This window comes from Methylobacter arcticus (genome assembly GCF_050917435.1).
GTDB lineage: Bacteria > Pseudomonadota > Gammaproteobacteria > Methylococcales > Methylomonadaceae > Methylobacter_A > Methylobacter_A titanis.
Window position 1 is genome coordinate 978199 of the sequence record NZ_CP159583.1, and the last position, 21849, is coordinate 1000047.

A 21849-nucleotide genomic window follows, 5' to 3' on the forward strand; every position below is an offset into this window, starting at 1 on the left:
TGGCTCAAGTTTTTTACGGTAAGGTTTTTTAAGATGCACAGAAGATTAGAAAAAAAAATTGATCGCTTATTGGATAGCATTGCTCTGCTTCGGTATGGCGCAGTGATCAACTACCTGATTGCGTTAGTTCTGGTCCTTGTTGCCTTCTTGGTCAGACTTGCCATTGCGCCCGTGGAAGCCGGGCTGCCTTTCCTGGCTTTCTTCCCTGCAGTTACGCTAGCCGTCGTATTCGGTGGCATCGGCCCCGGTCTATTTTCTCTGATCATTAGCTCCATTCTGCTGAGTTACCTATTTATTCCTCCTTACAAGTCATTCGCATGGCTGGTTAACTTCGAAGTCATCTGGTCGAATGCCGTGTTTTTCTCGGCAGGAATGCTCGTGATCTTGGTGATTGATGCGCTGTATCGTCAACGCAAAAACTATATCAACAGCGCCAAGCAGGTTGATGAGATGCAAGAGGCGCAGCAGGCATTGCGCATTGCCGCCATCGCCTTCGAGACGCGAGAAGGCATCATCATTACCGACAGCAACAATACCATCATCCGCACCAACCGGGCCGTCACCGATATATACGGCTATAGTCCAGAAGAAATGGTTGGCCAGAATCCGTCGATGCTTACAGCGGGTCGCCATGATCGCACGTTTTATCAAGCCATGTGGCAGAGTCTACTGCGTGACAAGCAGTGGTCGGGGGAAATCTGGGACAAGCGCAAGAACGGTGAGGTTTTCCTGGTCTGGCTGGTGATTTCCGTCGTCACTGATGCAGCTGGCGACGTTACCCATTATGTCAGTACTTTTTCCGACATCACCGAGTACAAGCGTAGTAGTGATGAGTTGCAAATGCACCGCGAGCATCTGCAGGAGCTGGTCGATGTGCAGACCATCAATCTGCGCAACCATGTCGCACGCACCCAAGCCATCCTCGATAACGTGGTGGATGGCATCATCACCATCAACACGCATGGCATCATCGAGACCTTTAATAAAGCCGCCGAGCGCATTTTCGATTATACCGCCGCCGAGGTGGTCGAGCGCCACATCTGCCGGTTGATGCCCGAGCCTTATTATGATCAGTGCAATGATGACATTGACAATGACCTTGTTAGCGAGCACTTCAACGAGGGGCGCCGCAAGGATGGCAGCTTGTTCCCGGTGGAAATGACGATGAGCAATATACAGTCCGGCATAGGTGCTTTTTTCATCGTCTTTGTGCGCGACATTTCCGAGCGCAGTCAATATGAGCTAGCACTCATTAGCGCTAAAAACGAGGCAGAGCGGGCCAATCAGGCCAAGTCAGATTTTCTCTCTGCCATGAGTCACGAGATTCGTACCCCCATGAACGGCGTGATCGGCATGGTGGATGTGCTGCATCAGACCAGCCTCAATGGTTATCAGGTGGAAATGGTCAATATCATCCGGAACTCGGCGTTTTCACTGCTGGCCGTTATTGAGGACATTCTTGATTTTTCCAAGATCGAGGCCGGTAAGCTGAAGATTGAGTGGGTGCCCGCAAAGCTGGAAGAGATAACCGAGAGTGTCTGCCTGATGTTGCAGCACTTGGCCGAAAAGAAAAAAGTGGAACTGATGCTATTTATCGATCCGAGGATTCCCGCAGTTGTCTCAGCTGATGCTCATCGACTGCGCCAGATTTTGATCAATCTTGTCAGTAACGCCATCAAGTTTTCTAGCGGGCAAGAGGGCATGGGGCTCGTGTCGGTACAGGTCTTGCTGGTAGAACCGACTGCGCTGGAAATTCGTGTGATCGACAACGGCATTGGCATGGATGAAAAAAGCCAAGCGCAGTTGTTTACCCCTTTTACCCAGGCTGAATCCTCAACAACGCGACGCTTTGGCGGCACTGGTCTGGGGCTGAGCATTGCCTACAATCTGGTGCAACTCATGGGCGGCGAGATTGCGGTACAGAGCATATTGGGCCAAGGTTCTACTTTCACCGTACGCCTGCCTTTAGTTACGGTACAGGAGCAAGCCGATGTCAGTGCTGCGCAAGCGCTGGTCACGGGGATTTCTTGTCTAGTGATAGGGGGCACTGGTGGACTGGCCGATCATCTGGTCGCCTATTTGGCATCCGCAGGCGTGGTGGTTGAGCAGACGCCCACCCTTGCGGCTGCGGCAGTACGTGAACGGCCAGCTATTTCGGGTCCATGGGTATGGCTGATTGATGTTGGTAACACGCCACGCGTGTCGGACGAACTGCGTGCCATTATCAATGTCCAAACGAGCCAGGATGTACACTTCGTTGTTGTCGGGCGAGGGCGACGTCGTTCTCCTCGGTGGAATGATACTGATCAGGTGGTCGAAGTGGATGGTAATGTCTTGACGCGGCAAACCCTCTTTCAGGCGGTAGCCATCGCTGCTGGGCGGATGCCGGTCGACATGGATGCGCAGCCGTCCTACAGCGACGCAGCCGCTTTCATCGCACCAGCGCGTATCATTGCACAACAGCAGGGCAAGCTGATTCTGGTGGCGGAAGACAATGAGACCAACCAGCAGGTAATCCAGCGGCAGCTCAACTTACTCGGGTTTGCTGTCGATATCGCCAGTGACGGCCAAGCAGCGCTGGAACGCTGGCGTAGTGGCGATTACGCACTGGTGTTGACCGATCTACACATGCCGGTAATGGACGGCTATGCACTGACCCGCGCCATTCGTGCTGAAGAAAATAACGCTCATCGGCACACCGTGATCATAGCCCTGACTGCGAGTGTCCGTAAGGGTGAAGACCGGCGCTGTAGCGCTGGCGGTATGGACGACTACCTCAGCAAACCGACACCTTTGGAAAAGCTGAATAAGACCCTGAATAAATGGCTACCGGATCTGCAGTCAGCCGATGCAACAACCTTATCTGAGGCTTCAATGACGTCTGCAATACAGGGTGCCGTGTTAAAGCCGTTGGATGTGAGTGTGTTAGAGGCGCTGGTAGGCGATAACCCGGAGCTGATTCGAGCATTCCTGCATGATTTTCATAGCAGCGCAACACAGATTGCGGCAGTGTTGAAGAGCGCCTATGAGATGGATCAGACGGAGCAGGTGGGTGCGCAGGCGCACAAACTCAAGTCTTCGGCACGTTCGGTGGGAGCGCTGGAGCTAGGCGAATTGTGCGCACAGATCGAACGGGCAAGCCAGGCTGGCGAGATCGAGGCGATGAACGCGCTGGTACCCCGTTTTGAAGTGGAAATGGCCGCTATAAGCGAATATCTGGATATGGGATAACAATCAGAGTGAGCTCATTTAAAAATAATAAGTAATTCAAATTCATATAGGCAAAGGCTTTAAATAATAAGCAATTGATTTTTCGTTAAATTAACAAGTCAAATATTATCATTTTAAAATATGGTTGAAATATCTGCACGCAGGATTCTCGTCATTGATGACGATCCTTTTATGCTCAAGCTGATGAGCCACCTGCTGGGCCATCTGGGATTCATTCAGGTGACGACCTGCGACAACGGACGCGATGCGCTAGAAAAGATGGATTGTCAGAACAGCCTGCCGGATCTGATCCTATTGGATCTCTGCATGCCGGAAATGGACGGGATCGAATTTTTGCGCCACTTGGTCGAGCGGAGCTATACCGGTTCTGTCATCCTAGTGAGCGGTGAGGATGAACGTATGTTGCAATGTGTCGAAAAACTGGTGCAGGAGCATAAAATACCAGCGCTCGGGTACCTACACAAGCCTTTCAATTCAGAGGATTTGTTCGCGTTACTGGAGAAGTGGGAGTGCCCAAAACTGAACAAGCTTTGGTCAGCGAAGAAAACATACAATGTCGATGAGGTGCGTGCAGCCATCGTCAATGGCGAACTGGTGAATTACTACCAGCCCAAAGTGGTCGTGGCGACCGGCAAGGTAGTGGGCGTCGAATCCTTGGTGCGTTGGTACCACCCCCAAGACGGAATGGTGTTTCCCGACCATTTCATCGGAGTGGCGGAAAAGCATGGGCTGATCGACGATCTGACACGGGCAGTCATCGGCGAAGCCTTTGCTCAGACCAAGACTTGGCAGGATGATGGCTTGCATCTGCGTGTGGCCATTAATATATCCATGGATAACCTTGCCTCGCTGGAGTTTGCGGATTATGTGGCCGCCGCAGCTTCCGCTGCGGACATTGAGCCAGACTGCATTGTGCTGGAAGTGACTGAAAGTCGACTGATGAAGGAGCTATCTGGGCCTCTGGAAACTCTTACCCGTTTGCGGTTGAAGCATTTCAGTCTGTCGATTGACGATTTTGGCACCGGCCATTCTTCCTTCATCCAGGTGTGCGACATCCCCTTTAACGAACTCAAGGTGGATAAAAGGTTTGTGCATGGCGCGGCCAGCAATGCCACGCTACGTGCCATTTATGGCACTAGCTTGAGTCTGGCACAACAACTGGGAATGAAAACGGTAGCCGAAGGTGTCGAAGACCGGGCAGATTGGGATTTACTGCGCAGTACAGGTTGCGATCTGGCCCAAGGCTATTTCATCGCGAAACCTATGCCTGCGGGTGACATTCCTGCCTGGATCACCGCATGGGAAGCCAATATTGAAAATATCTTATAATTCTTATCATGCGTCTTAAACGCGTGGACTCAGGAACTCGGAAAAAATGGGATGCTTATTTTAAATCTGCTTGAGCCTTGAAAATCATGAAAGAGAAAGTACCTGCTACTATTTTGGTGGTGGATGACGACGAGTGGTCACGTAACTTACTTCTAACCATCCTCACTCAGGAAAACTATGAACCGATATCTGCTTCCGGCGGCATTGAGGCAATTAACCTGTTACACCGGCTACACCAGTCCAAGCGGGATCCAAGCCTGATCCTGATGGATATGATGATGCCGCAGATGAACGGAATGGAAACAACACTCCGTATAAAAGCTATCGAACGATTTTCTGCTATTCCTATCATTATGGTGACAGGTAATAGCGATAAAAATGTCATCATCAACTGTTTGACGGCTGGCGCAGCGGACTTTTTGGTAAAACCTTTCAATCGTGATACTTTGCTCGATAGGATATGCAAATCCCTTAAATACAGCGCGGTTGAAGTGAATCCCTTTGTGCTTGATAAGTCATGGCGGAACAGTGACTTAATTGATTTATCAGATGCCGCACGTAATAAGCACCTTGTTGAAATTTCATGGCTGCAACTGAAAGCCGGTATGAAGGTGGTAAGTATCCATTTTGATGCTAAACCTTATCTTAGGAACTGTATTTTAGACCAAAAAAAAATTGATATGATCAATAAACTAAGAGAAAACAGCGGTTATAATCCGGTCATTAAGATTCTATCGTTCAGCTTGTTCAACTTGCTCGACTTGCCAAACAAATAAAGTTAGCTGGAACCGCTGGGAGTGAATAATGTAATCGATCCGGGAACCCTTATTGGGGTTAATTAACCGTTGCGGTCTGGCAATGCTGCATAAACTAGCGGGTGTGAATCCCGTCCAGGTAAGCGCTAGCCACGAGCCTGGTATCGAGCTTTGCAGGCATATCGGTAACGATGTACTTGATGCGTAGGCACGAAAGGAAGCGAGGCGCAAAGGTAACAGGTGATGCTGACCCTGAAAGATAGAGTCCCGAAATAACCGCATCGGATAAGGCCGATAGCTTGGTTAAGCTAGGTTCTGTTGACGTTTCATCTCAGCCACAAAAGTACCGAGGAAAATGACAGCATCCCCATGTAATTGATAGCCTTTTTCTCGTATCGAGTAGCAATTCTGCGGTAATGCTTGAGCTTGCCGAACATGCATTCGACCGCATGCCGCTCCTTATCATGCCAATAATCGCATTCAATTTCTTCTTTCCGGTTCGATTTTGGCAGGATGACGGCTTTTATCCCCGACATTCCAGCCACTCCCTCAACTCGTTTGTGTCGTAAGCTTTGTCCGCCAAAACGGCTGAGGCATTAACGTTTTCCAGCAAGGGTATCGCTCGCTTGCATTCAGCCTCTTGCCCACCTGTCAGGATGTACTTAATCGGCATGCCCAAGGCATCACAGAGCGCGTGAACCTTGCAGCCAAAACCACCTTTGGAACGTCCCAGTGCTTCATTCTCGGCGGAGCTATTTGCCGCCCCAGCCGCACAGGCATGCGCTCTAATCACCGAGCCATCCATAGAAACATCTTGTAAATCAGCTACTTCAGAAAAATGACTTAAGAGCTTCTCCCATGCGCCATTGGCGCACCAGCGTGAAAATCGCTTGAAGATGCTATTCCACTTACCCTGCGTTGGCGGCAAAATCCGCCACTGCGCTCCCGAACGTAATATCCATAAGCAGGCACTAATAAATTGTCTGCAAGTATCTGGCTGACCGATACGAATGCCTGTCAATTTCTTTAAGTTTGCCAATATACGCGCCCACTCTTCATCGCTTAAATTTATCCTACTCATGTTACCAAAAATAACAAATTCTACCTGATTGGCGAAACGTCAACAGAACCTAGCCAATTCATCAGTTTCTTATGCAAACACTTATCTGTAAAATCTGCGGCTTTATCATCATTGGAGCAACAGCAAAATGGGTAGAGCCTATCAAAACCGTAAAGTGTCTATGGCCAAAACATCCGATGCCAAGGCAAAGGTTTACAGCAAATATGGCCGGGAAATCTATGTAAGCGCTAAATCGGGAGGCGTCGACCCGACTGGGAATTTAGCGTTGCGGGGCTTGATTGAGCGGGCCAAGAAAGACCAAGTCCCTACCCATGTTATTGAGAAAGCCATCGACAAGGCTAAAGGCGGCGGCGGCGAGGATTTTGCGCCTGCGCGCTATGAAGGCTATGGCCCCGGTGGCTGCATGGTGATAGTCGATTGCCTGACCGATAACCCTAACCGTACTTTTGGCGATGTGCGTCAGTGTTTTACCAAAACAAAATGTAAAATCGGCACGCAAGGCACGGTCAGTCACATGTTCGATCATGCCGCTATCCTGGCATTTAAACATGCCGATGAGGACGCTGTTCTTGATGTGTTGCTCTCGGCCGATGTCGACGTGACCGATATTGAAAGCGACGATGGCAAAGTCACTGTGTTCACGCCTCAGACTGACTATTTCAAAGCCAAACAGGCTTTACTGGACACGTTGGGCGAGATTGACTTTGAGGTGGACGAGATTCAATTTCTGCCCAAAAGCGTGACCCCGATTAGCGGCGATGACATTGCGCTGTTTGAAAGGTTTTTAGATCTGTGTAATGATCTGGACGACGTGCAGAATGTTTATCACGATGCCGAGTTTTGAGGTCACGCCGGCTTTATCGGCAGTCCAGTTTGCTGAGCTTAAGGTTTATGCCGTTTTGATGTTGGCAAAGCTTGAATGCAATCAGGATAGCTGATCGAACAAGTCGTTATGGCCTAGGTACAATCAATGGTGTTGAGCGATGACGCTCAACACGACTTATTTTAAGAGGGAGATAGTTAATGATGCATTCCAATTCAGGACGCTTTAATCATAACGGGTTCAAGGCTGTGATTCTGGTACTTCCGCTGATAGTCGTCGGCTGTTCTTTATCGGATAGCTCCGGAAGTTTTTCAGACAGCTCCGGAAGTTTTTCAGACAGCTCCGGGAGTATTTCAGACAGTGTAGGGAGTCTATCCGAATCATCCGGTTCTATTGCCAGCAGTAAGTCGTCACAGTCGAATAAAGACAGGAAATACGAAAATGAAGTGTCGGACTACACAATGGCTTATGTGAAATCCTCCCATGCGGATGCCGATTACAATGGTTATCTTAAAGGCCTGAGCGATATTGCCGCGAAGATCGGTATCGTTAACTGGGATCAGGAGCCAAAAACCTACAGAGCGATCGGCAAAGGCTTGAAGAAAGCCGGGATCGAAGGCGTCGCTTACGAAACCTATAGAAAGAACTTTGCCGACTCCGATACAGAGAACATGCAAAATATTCAAAAAGGTTACGAGTCGGAAAAATAATCCCCTTACAGACTCTTTGATCATTCGTCTTCAAGGCCGGTCATCCTGATCATGATGCGTTCGAGTTTGCACACCGTCGGCATTCATGCGCTGATGGCGGTCTTAGTTATGCTGCCGTCCGCCGCTGCGGCAGTCGGCTTTAACTACCTGTATATAGAAGCCAGCGAAGGGAATTCGAGCGGGGGACATAGCGCCATACAATTCGGCGATGACATTTATCATTATCAACATGTCGATTCCGGCCTGATTCGCCTGTTCAGGCAAGAAAAAACCGGATTCCATTTTACCTACCGGTACTTGCAGAATCGCCCGATGCATCTAAGCCGTATCGAGGTCAGCGAAGACACCTTTGATCTGCTTAAAGACCAATTCAAGTGGCAGTTTTTGACCCAGGAAAGGCAGTTCAAACGGCTCGACGATCTGCATAAAGAGCGGATTTTTATCCGGCACTTGTTGCAGAAAGCAACAGCCGGTCAGGCCATTGTTGACGCCGATGGGGCTTCGGTTCTGCGATTAAAAGGCGTCGGGCTTTTTTATCCTGAACCGGGCCATCAGCTCCAACACACGGACAGCAAATTAACAAAACAGGAGTCGCTAAGCGCTCAAAACTTGCGCCAAAAAGTGGAGCAGCGCTATGGCCCGGACTTTTTGCAGAGCCGCCGTGCCATGATCGAATCGCAAATTAAGACCTTATCGCCCAGCCATTGGCCTGCGATAAATCCGGATTCGACCGGTGAAAAATTTCCTGCCGCTATCTATTCGTTCACAGAACGATACTCGGACTATCTGACCGCATTATTTGCGATCAAAGCCCTAATAGAAGCGCCGCCGTTGCAAGCCGATGCCCTGTTGCTGACAACTCAGCCAGCCTTCAAAGTTTCCGAAACGGAAAGACCGGTATTGCAGGAGCTGCGCAATGATTTGGAAATCAGCCTGGTCAAAGCGCTCGATTCGAACCGGCCGGACTGGGGCTATGCCGTTTTAGTCAATATGGCCCGGTATATCGCGATCGACGCCTCATTGCAGTCCGGCTATTGGGTTTTTATTGACGATTTTGCCGAAAACAGCGAACGGGTCGAGCCGGATCAATACCTTAAACATAGCGCCCAGATACGGATTCTGACTGGCGACGCCAAGACGGCCCTGAATCAAGTCCGGCTGTCGGCAGCGTCCCGCCAACGGTTGAGCGAGGCCGAATACAGCCAAATCGAGATGGCGGCCAATGGCTATATCGAACTGCTTAACGGCGAACAGCATCATGATTTCCGTTATAACGGCGAGAAAGCCCTGCCTACAAAGAGCATCGGTTTTCCGGGGGGGCCGGTTCCGAATCTGACACCGGAACAATTAACCACGGCGCTGTCCGCATTGGATAACATTGAAAACAGCCTGTTGGAAACACTGAAACAAAGCTATCGCTATGACCTGCTGAGCCGCAATTGCGTCACCGAACTGTTCAGAACCATCAACCAGGCTTTGTTAAAACCCTACCGTTTCGGCGAAAAAATTGCGGACCTGGAAGTTTTAACGATAAAGGAATCCGAACAACGTCTGGGGGGATATGTCGAGATACCCTATAACTTCGTTCCGTTTGTCGCCTACCAATCGGTACTGGATCGTTACCGTGTAACGCAGAGCCGTGACCTGGATTCTTACCGGGGTCTTGAACTGGCAAAGCTGACCGCCAGTCAAAGCGATCCGATAACGGCATTGAGGGAATCGAATATCCTCAGTAGCCGCTTATACCAGTACAATCCCGACGACGCGTTATTTGTGTTTTTTACCGACGACCATGTGCTGTTGAGGCCCGTGTTCGGTCTGGTCAACGCTGTCGCCGGGATCGGCCAAAGCGTTTACGGTGTTTTCAGCTGGCCGCTGGATTCGGGAAAAAATTTGCAGTCGGGCGCAACCGGTATTTTAATGAGCCTGCCCGAATTGTTTTTTTTCAATATGCGCAAGGGCAGTTACAAGTATTTACCCTTCAATCAATTGATCCATGCGGACTTGCTGGAGGATTGAGCTTTTAATTTCTTCCAATTGAAACCTAACGAGAGGAATGCAGGCATGAACGATAGATTTTTCGAAAGGGCGGACAGCCTTGCTATCGTCGCCTGCCTCATGTCGGATGCCACTATTAATAGATAGTGTGCCAAAATTCTGAATAAATATTGATGCAATTAATGAAAAATCTACCGGCTGTCAGCGGCGAATATCGGCAATCGGCCAATTTGCGACATTCGCGAAGTTCACTGTGTTCTTCATACCTATTTCACGGGCTTTTTTATGTCTGCGATTTAATGAAACAGGACTATATTATGCAATTGATAAACATACTTTTAGCATCTCAAAAAAACAGACAAGAGAAAGAAAAATGATAGCGGTCTCCATCGGTGCCAGAATCAAATGTGCCCTAGTTTTTATTATCTTCATGTTGATACCTCTACTTCCCATCACCGGTACGATAGGATTGTTTATACTGATCTTTCGACCTATCTGGTTTAAAAAGCTTATTGATAATGTGTATGCCGATAAAAACGACCGCTAGCCCACCAGGAATCTGATGTTTTCCAATTAACAATGTGCTTAAACCTTAAGGTCGTAGGTTTGGCTGAATGCAATGAAGCCCAACAATCAAAGCTGTCTTCTCCTGAAAAGCCTATTTATTGGGTTACGGCTAACGCCTAACCCAACCTACACTGAATGACTGCTTTGGGTCGAAAACAGGCGGATGATGTTCACCAAACAGACGTTATTAGAACACTCTCACCCGAAAGGCATGCACAGCATACCCTACGCTATTTCACTATCCGTCAAATAGCAGCCCGGATCTTCAGCCCAAAAATTTCCGGTAGTTTGCGCGGCCCTGACGCGGGTGTTGCCGTTGCATATTTCTTGGTAATGGCACCTTGCACAGCGCCCTTCGAGTGGTCTGGGATGTTGCTTAAGACCCGCCATCAACGGGTCGCTCGTATCCAGCCATATTTCCGAAAAAGGCCGCTCTTTGACATTGCCCAGCTCGTAATGCCACCAGAATGTGTCGGGATGAACATTGCCCAAGTTGTCGATGTTGGCGACATTGACGCCGGAGGCATTGCCGCCCCATTGTTCCAGCCTGGCTTTGATATGCCCGGCTTTATCAGGAAAATGCCTGGCTACCCAGTGCAAGAAATAAACCGCGTCGGCATCGTTATTGCCGGTGACGAATTCCCGGTCTTTACCCGCTTTAAGCCAGTCATAACTGGTTTCAAACAGCAAATCCATCGCGTCTCGGGTCATCGAAAAATGGGCGTCGTCTTTGCGGTTTTTATTGCCGCGGCCGCCGTAATTCAAATGCGATAAATAGAATTTGTCGATATCGTGGTCATCCATTAACTGCAACAAGGCCGGAAAATCATGGGCATTATCCTGCGTTAAGGTAAAGCGCAAGCCGACTTTGATGCCTTTTTCCAGGCACAAATGGATGCCGTGTAAGGCCTGGTCAAAAGAGCCTTTTACCCGCCGGAACTGGTCATGGGTATCTTTGATGCCGTCCAGACTGACGCCGATATATTGATAATTTATGGCGGCGATTTCGTCGATATTATCCACGGAAATTTTAGTGCCGTTGGTGGATAACGCGACATAAAAGCCCATGTTCTTGGCGCGGCGGGAAATGTTGAAGATGTCGGGATGCAGCAACGGTTCGCCGCCCGATAAAATCAGCACCGGTACTTTAAAGGCTTTCAGGTCATCCATGACCGTATAGATTTCCTGCGTGCTCAATTCGTTGGGGAAATTAATATCGGTGGATGTCGTGTAGCAATGCTTGCAGGTGAGGTTGCAGCGACGGATTAGATTCCAGATAACCACCGGAGCCGCCGGTTTGTGCGCCGGTTTTAAGGGAGTCGGGTCTATCAGTTCCCGCATGTATTGGCTTAGTCTAAACATAATCAGTTTCCTAATCAGTAACGGGCTGCGCCCTAGTATTTTTCGCTGCACGAAAACCGGTTTTTTTCAGGATTCTTGTGCTGTATAAAACATCGCAGCCCAAATTATAGTCGCCAAGCAGATCGGAAATCTGTTGAATTTGTTTATCGACAGCTTCCTGGGTTTTACCATGCACCATCGCAAACAGGTTGTACATCCATTCGGGCGGATGCCTGGGGCGATGATAGCAATGGCTGACAAACTCCAGTTGTCCGACTTTTTGCCCCAGCTCGTCGATGGCTTCATCCGGGATATTCCAGACGGTCATGCCGTTAAAGCGATAGCCCAGTTTGTAGTGGTTGGGCACTGCGCCGATGCGGCGAATGATGCCGCTGTTTTGCATGGCTGACAGACGCATCATAACATCATCCGCAGTAAGTCCGAGTTGTTCTGCAATAGCCTGATAGGGCTGGGGCGTTAACGGTAAACCGGCTTGTGTTGCCTGGATGATTTTGCGGTCTGTTTCATCGAGCATGGTCAGGCTTCCAGTTTCAGGTTGACAAAATACTCTTGGTTTTTCGGCATGTTGTAGACGGTTAATCCGGTTTGTTGCTCTATTGCGTTGATAGTTTGCTGGATTTGTTCGGGCGTTTCGGTGGCAATCACAAACCACATATTCAGCTCATGGCTGCGCGCGTAATTATGCGCAACTTCGGGAAAGTCGTTGATGATGTCGGTGATTTCATCGAAACGCTGTTCCGGCGCTTTAACGGCTGCCAGGGTTAAGGCACCGCCCATTTGTTCGGCATTATACAACGGGCCGAAGCGGGTGAGGGTGCCGTTATCCAGCAGTGCTTTTAACCGGTTTATCAGTTCCTGTTCGGTCAATCCCAGTTGCATGGCAACTTGTCGATAAGGCGCGTCGCAGATCGGAAAGCCGTCTTGCAGGGCGTTGATAATTTTCTTGTCTATGTCATCCATGAGTTACAGTCGTATTTTTATAAATAGCGCCGCGTTGTTTAAAACAGCGGTTGCTGAACAGGATTTCTTGGTCAAAACCGTCTAAGCCGCAAGCGTCAATGAGCTGTTCCAGTTGCTTCAAAACGGTGGCTCTGTCTTTGCCGTGAATCATGCAATACAGATTATACGGCCATTCAGGCTGTTTGGGGCGTTGATAACACAGGGTTACAAACGGAAACCGGCCGATATGTCCACCCAGCTGTTTGATAAGAGTATCCGGTACATTCCAAACGACCATCGCATTGGCGCGGTAACCCAGTTGCCGGTGTTTGACGATAACGCCCATGCGTTTGATCAGGCCTTGCTGTTTAAGCCGAGTTAAACGTTCGATGACTTCGGTTTCGGGCATATCGCACAACCGCCCGATTTCGGCATAGGGTTTTGAGCAAACCGGCAGTCCCAGTTGAATATGTTCAAGCAGTTGACGATCTCTGGCTTCAATCATTGTTCAGATCCAGCTTAAAGCCCAAATCAATGAAAAAATCATCCAGCATCGGCAGCAGCATGGCTGGGTATGATGTTTCCTGTTCTATGACGTCGATCACGGCGCATAAGTGTTCGGTGTCGGCAGCGATGACCACAAACCAGAGGTTAAACCGGTGTTCGCGTTCGTAGTTATGATTGACTTCGGGGTGGGCGCTGATTTTATCGGCAACTGTTTGCAGATGCTGTTCGGGCACGGACATCGCGATCAGGGCGCTGACGCCGATATGATTGGGCGGAATAACCGGGCCGATGCGGCTGATGAAATTATTATCGTTAAGCTCGGTAAATGCCGATAAAACGTCGGCTTCGGTCACGCCCAACGCATCAGCGATGTCCTGATAAGGCCTGGGCGATAGCGGAAAATTGTGCTGATAGTCGTTTAGCAGCTGTTTGTGTAAGGTCGTCAGCATGGGTTTATAAGCCGATTTTATGCGCACGGGAGCTAAAGAAAATACCGTTGGGTTTGTTGGCGGGCAGGCGAGTGATTTCCTGCAAGGTTTCCGTGTCGTAAACCACCAGCTGGTTATCATCTCTTACTGCGACCCAGACTTGTTCGCCGCGCGGGGTGAATTCCATGTGCAGAACGGCTTTTCCAGGCGTCAAGGTTTTGCTAAGAGACAGGTCTTTGACATCGATAATCTGCAATTGATTATTATCGGGAAAGGCAAAGTTAACCCAGACTTGCCGCGCATCGGGTCTGGCCATCACAAAAACCGGTTGTCCGACGACTGCTATGGTGTCATGCAGTTCCCAGGTGTTTTTGTCGATGACCAGGACCTTGTGTTGGCCTATCGCGGGTGCAAACAAGTAATCACCGGCTATCGCCCAGCCTTCAAGATGCGGCATTTTATAAACGGGTAATTTTTCATCGTCTTTGCCGTAGTCGGACAATATGCGTTTAACTCCGGCTTCGGTATTCCATAAATCCAGCAGCGCCAAGCCGGGTTCGCCAAACAGTCCGGCTATATAATAGTGTCCATCCGGCGATATTAACGCATCGTAAGGTTGTTTGCCGATGTTCGGGAATTTTTTAATAACAGGCGCTTTGGGATTTTTGAAGTCGGCGATCCAAATTTCACCGGCATCGAACAGGCTGAATATAAAGCGCTGTCCGGGTGCATCTACCAGGCCGACCACTTTAGAACGCAGTCCATCGCCATAGTCGGAAGGAATATCGGCAACAAGTTCCAGCGTGTCCGAGGAAAAAACTTTGACGCCGCCCGGCGTGTAGTTGGACACGGCAATTAATTTACCGTCCTGGGAAATCGCCCCGCCGATGCTGTTGCCTGCCTGGATGATGCGCTTGTCTATGATGTCCTTGAGCATGTCGATTTTGGTCAAACCGCCGTCCCTGCCGAAAACATAGGCGTAACGTTGATCGCGGGAGAAAACTACCGATGCATGGGACAAGTCGCCCAGCTTTTCGATCTTGGACAGGCGCTTATGCTCGGTGGTGTTGATGATCAGCGCATTGCCGTCTTCCCGCTCGATAACGATGCCTAAGTCACCGGTGGCGCGTAGCTCTGCGATGGCGTTGAAGGAGAATAGCAATGCTAAAAAAGAGAGTAGCTTGGTCATAAATATTTGTGTGTAATTTCGGCGAATTCGGGTGGTGTTTGCCGGAAACGCCAGTCCTCGCTGTCGCTCGAACAGGCTTATAGGCTAACGGTTGGCCGTTTGGTCGATAATGTTTTTTAATTCGTCAATCGTCAACAGAGGTTCTTGTCTGTGAAGCATGGAATGGCAATTTGGACAAACCGGCCTTAGGTCATTAATTGGATCAACTTGATATGTTTTTCCAACTTGCGCCACAGGTATCAGGTGGTGAACATGAATAAAACCATTACCTAATTCACCATAAGTTTTTTCAAAATCAAATTCGCAAACCGCACAAATAGCTTTCCAATGTTTGACACATAACTCTCTTGCTTTTGGATTTCGTTCGTATGAGTTAACAGTTATTGTTCGCTTAATACCTTCTAATAAAGGGTATGTCGTATCGGTAGGCAATTCATTGGGGAAGGGTTGGTCACCAGTCAATCCAGTCACTTCTAATGCCTCAACTAATTCAGGGCGTAGCTGCCAAACGAATTTAATACCGTCTTCCCAACCCTTGAAAAACAAATCCCAAAATTTGTATTTCTTTTCGCTCCTTGCTGTAAAGTTTATGTCGTAATGCTCTGCGATACGTTTAGCATATCTACCAACTTCAAAATTTAGCGAACCATGATGAGTTCCTAATATAAGTCCAACTTGGCTCGCGTAGGCTTTGTGATCTTCGAACGTGTAGAGCGATTGAAACATGGCGAGATCAAATTCTTTTGTTAACTCACTATTTTGTAAAATTTCTACCCATTGCTTTGGTGTTAATTCCGTTGCCATTGTTGTTCACTATATATCCGTTTATTTATCGTTTCCATACTTGCGTAAAATCCCAAGCAACCAAGCCGCCTCATCATGACTGATAAACGGCTGCCAAGGCGGCATGGCGGTGCCTGGGCGTCCGTTAATAATAGTTGAAATTAAAAAATCATCAGGCTTTCCGGCTAGCGCTTCGGGCAATAGAGCAGGGCCTAGGCCGCCTTTTAAGGTCAGGCCATGACACGCTCCGCAATCATGTTTGAGCATGTTGCGGAGCGTGATTTTCCTGTCCTGCGATGGTTCGCCAGCCATACTGGTACTGGCAAAAATAGCAGGAATAATCAGCATTAAAAGCAGCGATTTTTTCATGAATGTTACGGTTTTAACCTGGCATAGTAGGTTGCCACATTGCTGATGTCGCTGTCGCTTAAAGAGCCGACAATAGCATTCATAATGTCGGATTTTCGGGTTTTGTCACGGTACTGTTTTAACGTCGTTTTTAAATAGTCCGCATCGCGCCCGGCTAAAGGTGGAAAAGGCGCATCGGCTGAAGGCGTTTTAATACCGTGACATTGCGAACAAACCGCCGCCGCTGTGGCATGGCCTGCATAAATGCTCGCTGCATTAACGCCTTGGGAAGACATTAACCCCAGTAGCAACAATCCTGAAAGAGCAATTAATCTCATTATTTTGCCCCTTTCATTTCGTCAGGTGAAAGTCCGCGTGTCATGTATTTAACCCGGCCGTGAGAGAAGATACCGGCTGGGCTTTCCATCGCAATTGAGGCCACTTTTTCTAAAGAAGTCGAATCGTAAACGACCACTTCATCACCGCTGTAGCCCGCACTGACATACAGGAATTTACCATCGGCACTGTATTCAGGAAAATAGGCATGACCGCCTACATCCAGGGTTTTAACCACTTCAAGGGTTTTTTTGTCGATCAGTTGAACGGTGCGCGCGCGTCTGTCCTTAGATATAATATCTACCGCGACATACGGTGCATTGGCATGGGCAGCAGGCGACTCGGTACCGCCAGAGACGGGAACCTGTTTAACCACTTCCATTTTGTCCAGATCCCAGACGCTGACCACCATTTTGTCGCAGTCGCCGAAGTTGGTGCCGAACCCTAAGGTGCGACCGTCTACTTCAACAGCAGCGCCGCCGCCAACGTGGGGTACGCAACCGGCCTCGAGTTTTTTGATGATTTTGCGCTCTTTTAAATCAATCGCGGTGACGATGCTGTCGTCATAAGAGGCAACCATCAACTTGCTGCCGCCATGGGTTAAAAAGGCGTCATGCAGATGGCGGCCCACATTTTCGATTTTAGTGACCGGAAAGCCTTCTTTTAAATCGACTACCCAGACTTGACCGGCATTTTCCAGTGCGATGGCAAAGATATCAGCAAACGGGGTACCGATGACCATACCGGAATCGGAGCTGACCATTTTACCGTCAGGATCTATACCTTCCAGTTCAAAAGTTTTTAGGGGTTCCAGGGTGGCTGCATCAAGAATGACGGCGTTGTGCGGTACATAAGAACCCGCCATTATATATTTGCCGTCGCGGGAAACGCCCAGGCCCGGACCGTTGAATCCGGTTTTAACGCTACGCACAACTTGCATGGAATACAGATCGACTTTAAATATTTCAGCGGTATCATTTTTTACATAAGCCCAGCGCGGGTTGGCGGGGTCATAGTCGATAATATGTGCGGCAGTGCCTGTAGCAATTTCGCCGATTTGTTTATGGGTAACGCTGTTGATGAACACGGCTTTTGAACCTGACCCGCGCCCGTATTTACCGCGTGCAGCTACACCGATAATATTATCCATGCTGTCGATTTCATAGGTGGGCTTGGCTGGCAAGGTGCTTTCATCGTTAATATAGACTTTTACTGATGCTTTAATGTCATCAATGGTCCAAGCCGGATTGGCAAGTTTTGGTGTGGCTTGTAGATGTTTAACCAAGCCGCGAATTTCGTCATCCGATAAGCGACCGAAGAACGGAGGCATCAAGGTGTCGAAACTGCCGGCCATGATAATCGTGCGTAACGCCGTAGGACTGCGGCCTTTCAGTGATTCTGAGTTTAACCCGGGGGCAATAAATCCGCCATGGTCTGAGCCGTGACAACTGGCACAATTGTCCTCGTATAATTTGTGCATGTCTTTGCCTGTATCGGAGGTCGCCTGCGCTCCAAGCGGCAAAATGATAGCGGCTAAGCCGATAAGGACTGATTTAGGTAGGTGTTTTTTTGTTGTTTTCATTATGTTGGGCTCCAATATAGTATTGAATCAATATTATCGTGTATGGTTGAAAAGCTCAAGTTTGATTTTGGTGAGTTATTAGTGCAGTTATTAGTGCCAAGCGTTAACCTAACAGAAAAATGCGGGTGAGTTGGGTTTAAAAATCAGTGTAATTGCAGGATGTAACGGTATTTTATGGAAAGAATGTGCATGGTTTTAGCGCGATAAAAAACTCATTGTTTCTGCAATTTGTTGTTTTTCATCATGCAGTATCTGTAGAGACATTTCCGGCGTTAAAGGTTGGTTTTCCAGTTTTTGAAAAGCAGGCAAGGGTCTCGATCTATCGAGGAAAGAGCAAGATCCGTAATGCATAGAAGTACCTGATTACCCATAATCCTCAGCCATCTTCAGTAGCCGCATAGGCATAGGTGGCGTTCTGGCTGCAACGTAACATAGGCGGGGCAGCATATCCTCAAGGACAAATCGCCGATTGAAGCGATAACAAAACTCTGCCAAATAGCGTGGAAGGTGTTTGTGATTGATAGCGTGATACGCCCCGTCAATCGACCTTTTGACATTACCTATCATGGTGTTTACCCAAGTGAAAGACTCCAGTGAGACACATTCAGGGCCGCCACCGGTTACGATGTAGGTGTGCTGGCATCCTGTATCCTTAACAGCGGCGAAGCAGGCCAGTCCGTCCGAGACCACGTGACTGTCGGTGCTAAGGTGGCGCTTAGCCCAACGAGCGATTTCTTTGGAGCGGAACCCCTTGACCACAGTCATGCTCATGGCAATAGGATGCCCTTTTTCGTTGACCGACACCGCCGCCACAAAAGGTGTTTTGTTGGGGGAACCCCGTCCACGCTTGCCTCCCCGGTGTTCGCCGCCCCAATACACGTCATCCAGCTGGATGACGCCGGATAATAGCTTACTATCATCACGCTCCTTCATTACCTGCATCAGCTTCTGTTTGATGCTCCAGGCGGTATTGTATGAAACACCCAATTGGCGGCGCAGTGAAAGGGCAGAAACGCCAGTTTTTGCCTGTGTGGTCAAGTGGATCGCGAGAAACCAAATCGTTAACGGGAGTTTCGTCGCAGAAAAAATGGTACCACTAATGAGGGAATGTTGATGGTGGCAGCGATTGCACTGATAAACCGCTCGTGTTTTCAGGGTGCAGTAGCTTTGCCCGCCGCATTCAGGACAAACATAGCCTTGAGGCCAGCGCCACTGAAACAAGGCTTTTCGGCATTGATCTTCACTCCCATAATTTTTCATGAACTCGCCTAGGCTATAGCCTTTTTGAAATTGAACTTTGTTTTTCATGACGTTATCCCATTTATATGTAGATACTGCATATGTAGATACTGTCAGTATAGACATTTTTGTAACATTGGCTGTTCTTTATGGGTAATCAGGTAGAAGTAAGCGCGCGATTATATATTCTATATGATGATTAAGCGTGTTTATACGATTCAGTGATGTCTTTAACTTTTTCCTGATTACCCATAAAGAACAGCCAATGTTACAAGAATGTCTATACTGACAGTATCTACCATACGGATGGGATAACGTCATGAAAAACAAAGTTCAATTTCAAAAAGGCTATAGCCTGGGCGAGTTCATGAAAAATTATGGGAGTGAAGGGCAATGCCGAAAAGCCTTGTTTCATTGGCGCTGGCCTCAAGGCTATGTTTGCCCTGAATGCGGTGGGCAAAGCTACTGCTCCCTGAAAACACGAGTGGTTTATCAGTGCAATCACTGCCACCATCAACATTCCCTCATTAGTGGCACCATTTTTTCTGCGACGAAACTCCCGTTAACAACTTGGTTTCTCGCGATCCACTTGACCACACAAGCAAAAACTGGCGTTTCTGCCCTTTCACTGCGCCGTCAATTAGGTGTTTCATACAATACCGCCTGGAGCATCAAACAGAAGCTGATGCAGGTAATGAAGGAGCGTGATGATAGTAAGCCGTTATCCGGCGTCATCCAACTGGATGACGTGTATTGGGGCGGCGAACATCGGGGAGGCAAGCGTGGACGGGGTTCACCCAACAAAACACCTTTTGTGGCGGCTGTGTCGGTCAACGAAAAAGGACATCCTATTGCCATGAACATGACTGTGGTCAACGGGTTCCGCTCCAAAGAAATCACTCGTTGGGCGAAGCGCCATCTTAGCACCGACAGTCACGTGGTCTCGGACGGACTGGCCTGTTTTGCCGCTGTTACCAAGGCAGGATGCCAGCATACCAGCATCGTAACCGGTGGAGGCCCTGAATGTGTCTCGCTGGAACCCTTCACTTGGGTCAATACGATGATAGGTAATGTCAAAAGGTCGATTGACGGGACTTATCACGCTATCAATCATAAACACCTTCCGCGCTATTTGGCAGAATTTTGTTATCGCTTCAATCGGCGATTTGTCCTTGAGGATATGCTGCCCCGCCTATGTTACGTTGCAGTCAGAACACCACCTATGCCTATGCGGCTACTGAAGATGGCTGAGGATTATGGGTAATCAGGTACTTTTTTAAAAGAGCTTATTGTGTCAGGGCAACCTCATTAAAAAAAACTGAGCCAAAATATCTGTTAAGAGAGAATCATCGCAGTTAGCTGCTTTACATATATGTTTGATGGGCACCGGTTTCTTTTGTGCTTGTCGTATCATGTTCAATGCCGCATGGCGGATAATAGCGGCATTGGTTGGGCATTGTCTTTGCGTATGCGACTTTGATCTTCGCCGAAAGACGTGTCCAGCACCCAATGTAACTGGTTTTCGATACCCCAGTGCAAACGCACGGAGACTAACATCTGCGTTGCGGAGGTCAGCGAACTGCTGATGCAATAGCGAGTTTCTTGGGTCGTCACATCACCGATGAGTCGCTCACTGTCAATCGCGACAATACTATTCAGGTTTTTCCACTCAGGGTGACGTACCCTAAGTCAGTCAATATCGGTATTCACCCGGTATTGCCGGACTTCGATGCGCCCGTGGCCTTTATCAACACTTTCAGCGCGGGTCATCCGGGCAAGCGACGCAGGGGCGGGTTGTTCAAAATGCAGACGAACATCATCATGCAGGCTACTTTGGTTGCGCTTTAAGCGCCAATAGGTAATCGCCATCTTTATCGATAATTTTCTTGGCGATGGCTTTTTGGCAGCCCATGGCATCAATGGTCACAATGGCTCCGTGCACATCCAGCCACTTCAATAGCTCAGGAATTGCAGTAATCCCATTAGATTTTCACGGGTTTTAACCTGCCCTAAGACGATCCCCGCTTCGCCGGTAAACGCTGATACTCAATGTATCGGCGATTGTTCGCCATCATGGCTGCCGCGTAGTGTTTTACTGCCAATAGCCACCACTTTACCCGCCACTTCAGGACTCAACCAGGCTCGAATCCATGCCACAAACAACCGCTGGAACTGTGTTGTGTCGATGGCGCGAAAAAATCGCCGTAACGTGTCATCGCTCGGGATGCCATTTTCATATGGAAGATATTGACGCAAAAAATCCAACTTGGACTGGCCAAACATCTCTATGCCATCCCAGCTTTCTGCGCCACAAATGACTGCGCACAACGTCAATAGCAGTATTTCGGGCATGGGGTGCAGCTTTTTCCGATCAATTCGGGGATCGTTGAGTTGTCCAAAAATATCTAAAAAGTCCATTTCTTTCGGTTCCTTGAACGTGGACTGGTTTGTCATTACCCTAAGTTCTGTTTGTTTAAAAGATATTTTTTAATTAGGTAGTTCTGCTTATTGTGTCATCACTGCTTGACCTTATGAAAAGGCGTTGTATAATACGCAGCTCTTCCGGGGTAACCGCCCTGGCAGAGACGCAGCAAGAAATAAAAGTTAACAGGATGTTGACAAGCGGACGGGATAGGTTACAA

25 protein-coding genes are annotated in these 21849 nt (G+C 48.6%); 7 read left to right on the top strand and 18 right to left on the bottom strand.

Features of this window, described 5'->3' with window-relative positions; genetic code table 11:
• Positions 1 to 33: 33 nt before the first annotated feature.
• From ABXJ76_RS04720 to ABXJ76_RS04730, 3 genes are all read left to right on the top strand, one after another.
• Positions 34 to 3231, top strand: coding sequence for a PAS domain S-box protein (locus ABXJ76_RS04720; RefSeq protein ID WP_432744615.1), 3198 nt, complete (start codon positions 34 to 36; stop codon positions 3229 to 3231).
• Between the two features lie 120 nt (positions 3232 to 3351).
• Positions 3352 to 4560 (top strand): EAL domain-containing response regulator, encoded by a 1209-nt coding sequence (locus tag ABXJ76_RS04725; protein ID WP_432744617.1) that lies wholly within the window; start codon positions 3352 to 3354, stop codon positions 4558 to 4560.
• An 86-nt stretch (positions 4561 to 4646) separates the two neighbouring features.
• Entirely contained in the window at positions 4647 to 5336 is a 690-nt protein-coding gene (locus ABXJ76_RS04730; protein ID WP_432744619.1) for a response regulator, read from the top strand.
• A 305-nt stretch (positions 5337 to 5641) separates the two neighbouring features.
• On the opposite strand, the gene ABXJ76_RS04735 is transcribed toward ABXJ76_RS04730, so the two are convergent.
• Entirely contained in the window at positions 5642 to 5851 is a 210-nt protein-coding gene (locus tag ABXJ76_RS04735) for a hypothetical protein (RefSeq protein ID WP_432744621.1), read from the bottom strand.
• Positions 5839 to 6396, bottom strand: coding sequence for an IS5 family transposase (locus ABXJ76_RS04740; RefSeq protein WP_432744623.1), 558 nt, complete (start codon positions 6394 to 6396; stop codon positions 5839 to 5841). The genes ABXJ76_RS04735 and ABXJ76_RS04740 overlap by 13 nt, the downstream gene beginning before the upstream one ends.
• Positions 6397 to 6523: 127 nt before the next feature.
• On the opposite strand from ABXJ76_RS04740, the gene ABXJ76_RS04745 reads away from it, so the two are divergent.
• The 3 genes from ABXJ76_RS04745 (at position 6524) to ABXJ76_RS04755 (ending at position 9948) form a co-directional block, all read left to right on the top strand.
• Complete coding sequence (locus tag ABXJ76_RS04745; protein WP_432744625.1) at positions 6524 to 7240, top strand: YebC/PmpR family DNA-binding transcriptional regulator; 717 nt, start codon at positions 6524 to 6526, stop codon at positions 7238 to 7240.
• A 179-nt stretch (positions 7241 to 7419) separates the two neighbouring features.
• A complete protein-coding gene (locus ABXJ76_RS04750) occupies positions 7420 to 7929 on the top strand; it encodes a putative lipoprotein (RefSeq protein ID WP_432744627.1) in 510 nt (169 codons plus the stop codon).
• 51 nt (positions 7930 to 7980) lie between these two features.
• On the top strand, positions 7981 to 9948 hold the full coding sequence (locus ABXJ76_RS04755) for a hypothetical protein (RefSeq protein WP_432744630.1): 1968 nt from the start codon (positions 7981 to 7983) through the stop codon (positions 9946 to 9948).
• Between the two features lie 771 nt (positions 9949 to 10719).
• On the opposite strand, the gene nirJ is transcribed toward ABXJ76_RS04755, so the two are convergent.
• The 12 genes from nirJ to ABXJ76_RS04815 all read right to left on the bottom strand — a co-directional run bounded on the left by nirJ (position 10720) and on the right by ABXJ76_RS04815 (position 19276).
• Complete coding sequence (gene nirJ, locus ABXJ76_RS04760; RefSeq protein WP_432744632.1) at positions 10720 to 11856, bottom strand: heme d1 biosynthesis radical SAM protein NirJ; 1137 nt, start codon at positions 11854 to 11856, stop codon at positions 10720 to 10722.
• 10 nt (positions 11857 to 11866) lie between these two features.
• On the bottom strand, positions 11867 to 12370 hold the full coding sequence (ahbB, locus tag ABXJ76_RS04765) for a siroheme decarboxylase subunit beta (RefSeq protein ID WP_432744634.1): 504 nt from the start codon (positions 12368 to 12370) through the stop codon (positions 11867 to 11869).
• Between the two features lie 2 nt (positions 12371 to 12372).
• The gene (locus ABXJ76_RS04770) at positions 12373 to 12816 is read right to left on the bottom strand and encodes an Lrp/AsnC family transcriptional regulator (RefSeq protein WP_432744636.1); all 444 of its coding nucleotides are present in this window, start codon (positions 12814 to 12816) and stop codon (positions 12373 to 12375) included.
• Positions 12809 to 13300 carry a siroheme decarboxylase subunit beta gene (gene ahbB, locus ABXJ76_RS04775; RefSeq protein ID WP_432744639.1) on the bottom strand — a complete coding sequence of 164 codons (492 nt, stop codon included), beginning with the start codon at positions 13298 to 13300 and terminating at the stop codon, positions 12809 to 12811. Before ahbB (ABXJ76_RS04775) ends, ABXJ76_RS04770 begins: the two co-directional genes overlap by 8 nt.
• The gene (locus ABXJ76_RS04780) at positions 13293 to 13751 is read right to left on the bottom strand and encodes an Lrp/AsnC family transcriptional regulator (protein ID WP_432744641.1); all 459 of its coding nucleotides are present in this window, start codon (positions 13749 to 13751) and stop codon (positions 13293 to 13295) included. The genes ahbB (ABXJ76_RS04775) and ABXJ76_RS04780 overlap by 8 nt, the downstream gene beginning before the upstream one ends.
• 4 nt (positions 13752 to 13755) lie before the next feature.
• A complete protein-coding gene (locus tag ABXJ76_RS04785; protein WP_432744643.1) occupies positions 13756 to 14919 on the bottom strand; it encodes a cytochrome D1 domain-containing protein in 1164 nt (387 codons plus the stop codon).
• Positions 14920 to 15003: 84 nt separating this feature from the next.
• Complete coding sequence (locus ABXJ76_RS04790) at positions 15004 to 15723, bottom strand: HNH endonuclease (protein ID WP_432744645.1); 720 nt, start codon at positions 15721 to 15723, stop codon at positions 15004 to 15006.
• A gap of 21 nt (positions 15724 to 15744) precedes the next feature.
• A complete protein-coding gene (locus tag ABXJ76_RS04795) occupies positions 15745 to 16071 on the bottom strand; it encodes a c-type cytochrome (protein WP_432744647.1) in 327 nt (108 codons plus the stop codon).
• 5 nt (positions 16072 to 16076) lie between these two features.
• A complete protein-coding gene (locus tag ABXJ76_RS04800; RefSeq protein WP_432744649.1) occupies positions 16077 to 16388 on the bottom strand; it encodes a c-type cytochrome in 312 nt (103 codons plus the stop codon).
• Positions 16388 to 17968 (bottom strand): cytochrome D1 domain-containing protein, encoded by a 1581-nt coding sequence (locus tag ABXJ76_RS04805; RefSeq protein WP_432744650.1) that lies wholly within the window; start codon positions 17966 to 17968, stop codon positions 16388 to 16390. The genes ABXJ76_RS04800 and ABXJ76_RS04805 overlap by 1 nt, the downstream gene beginning before the upstream one ends.
• A 195-nt stretch (positions 17969 to 18163) precedes the next feature.
• A complete protein-coding gene (locus tag ABXJ76_RS04810) occupies positions 18164 to 18319 on the bottom strand; it encodes a hypothetical protein (RefSeq protein WP_432744652.1) in 156 nt (51 codons plus the stop codon).
• 12 nt (positions 18320 to 18331) lie between these two features.
• The gene (locus tag ABXJ76_RS04815; RefSeq protein ID WP_432740442.1) at positions 18332 to 19276 is read right to left on the bottom strand and encodes an IS1595 family transposase; all 945 of its coding nucleotides are present in this window, start codon (positions 19274 to 19276) and stop codon (positions 18332 to 18334) included.
• A 250-nt stretch (positions 19277 to 19526) separates the two neighbouring features.
• Between ABXJ76_RS04815 and ABXJ76_RS04820 the strand changes: the two genes are divergently transcribed.
• Positions 19527 to 20471, top strand: a complete 945-nt coding sequence (locus tag ABXJ76_RS04820; RefSeq protein WP_432741523.1) for an IS1595 family transposase — start codon at positions 19527 to 19529, stop codon at positions 20469 to 20471.
• A 152-nt stretch (positions 20472 to 20623) separates the two neighbouring features.
• Here the strand turns inward: ABXJ76_RS04820 and ABXJ76_RS04825 are convergent, their stop codons facing one another.
• From ABXJ76_RS04825 to ABXJ76_RS04840, 4 genes are all read right to left on the bottom strand, one after another.
• The gene (locus tag ABXJ76_RS04825) at positions 20624 to 20866 is read right to left on the bottom strand and encodes an ISAs1 family transposase (protein WP_432746443.1); all 243 of its coding nucleotides are present in this window, start codon (positions 20864 to 20866) and stop codon (positions 20624 to 20626) included.
• A gap of 30 nt (positions 20867 to 20896) precedes the next feature.
• Complete coding sequence (locus ABXJ76_RS04830) at positions 20897 to 21076, bottom strand: hypothetical protein (protein ID WP_432744655.1); 180 nt, start codon at positions 21074 to 21076, stop codon at positions 20897 to 20899.
• Positions 21036 to 21149, bottom strand: coding sequence for a hypothetical protein (locus tag ABXJ76_RS04835; protein WP_432744657.1), 114 nt, complete (start codon positions 21147 to 21149; stop codon positions 21036 to 21038). The genes ABXJ76_RS04830 and ABXJ76_RS04835 overlap by 41 nt, the downstream gene beginning before the upstream one ends.
• 104 nt (positions 21150 to 21253) lie before the next feature.
• Positions 21254 to 21661, bottom strand: coding sequence for an ISAs1 family transposase (locus ABXJ76_RS04840; RefSeq protein ID WP_432744659.1), 408 nt, complete (start codon positions 21659 to 21661; stop codon positions 21254 to 21256).
• Positions 21662 to 21849 lie beyond the last annotated feature (188 nt).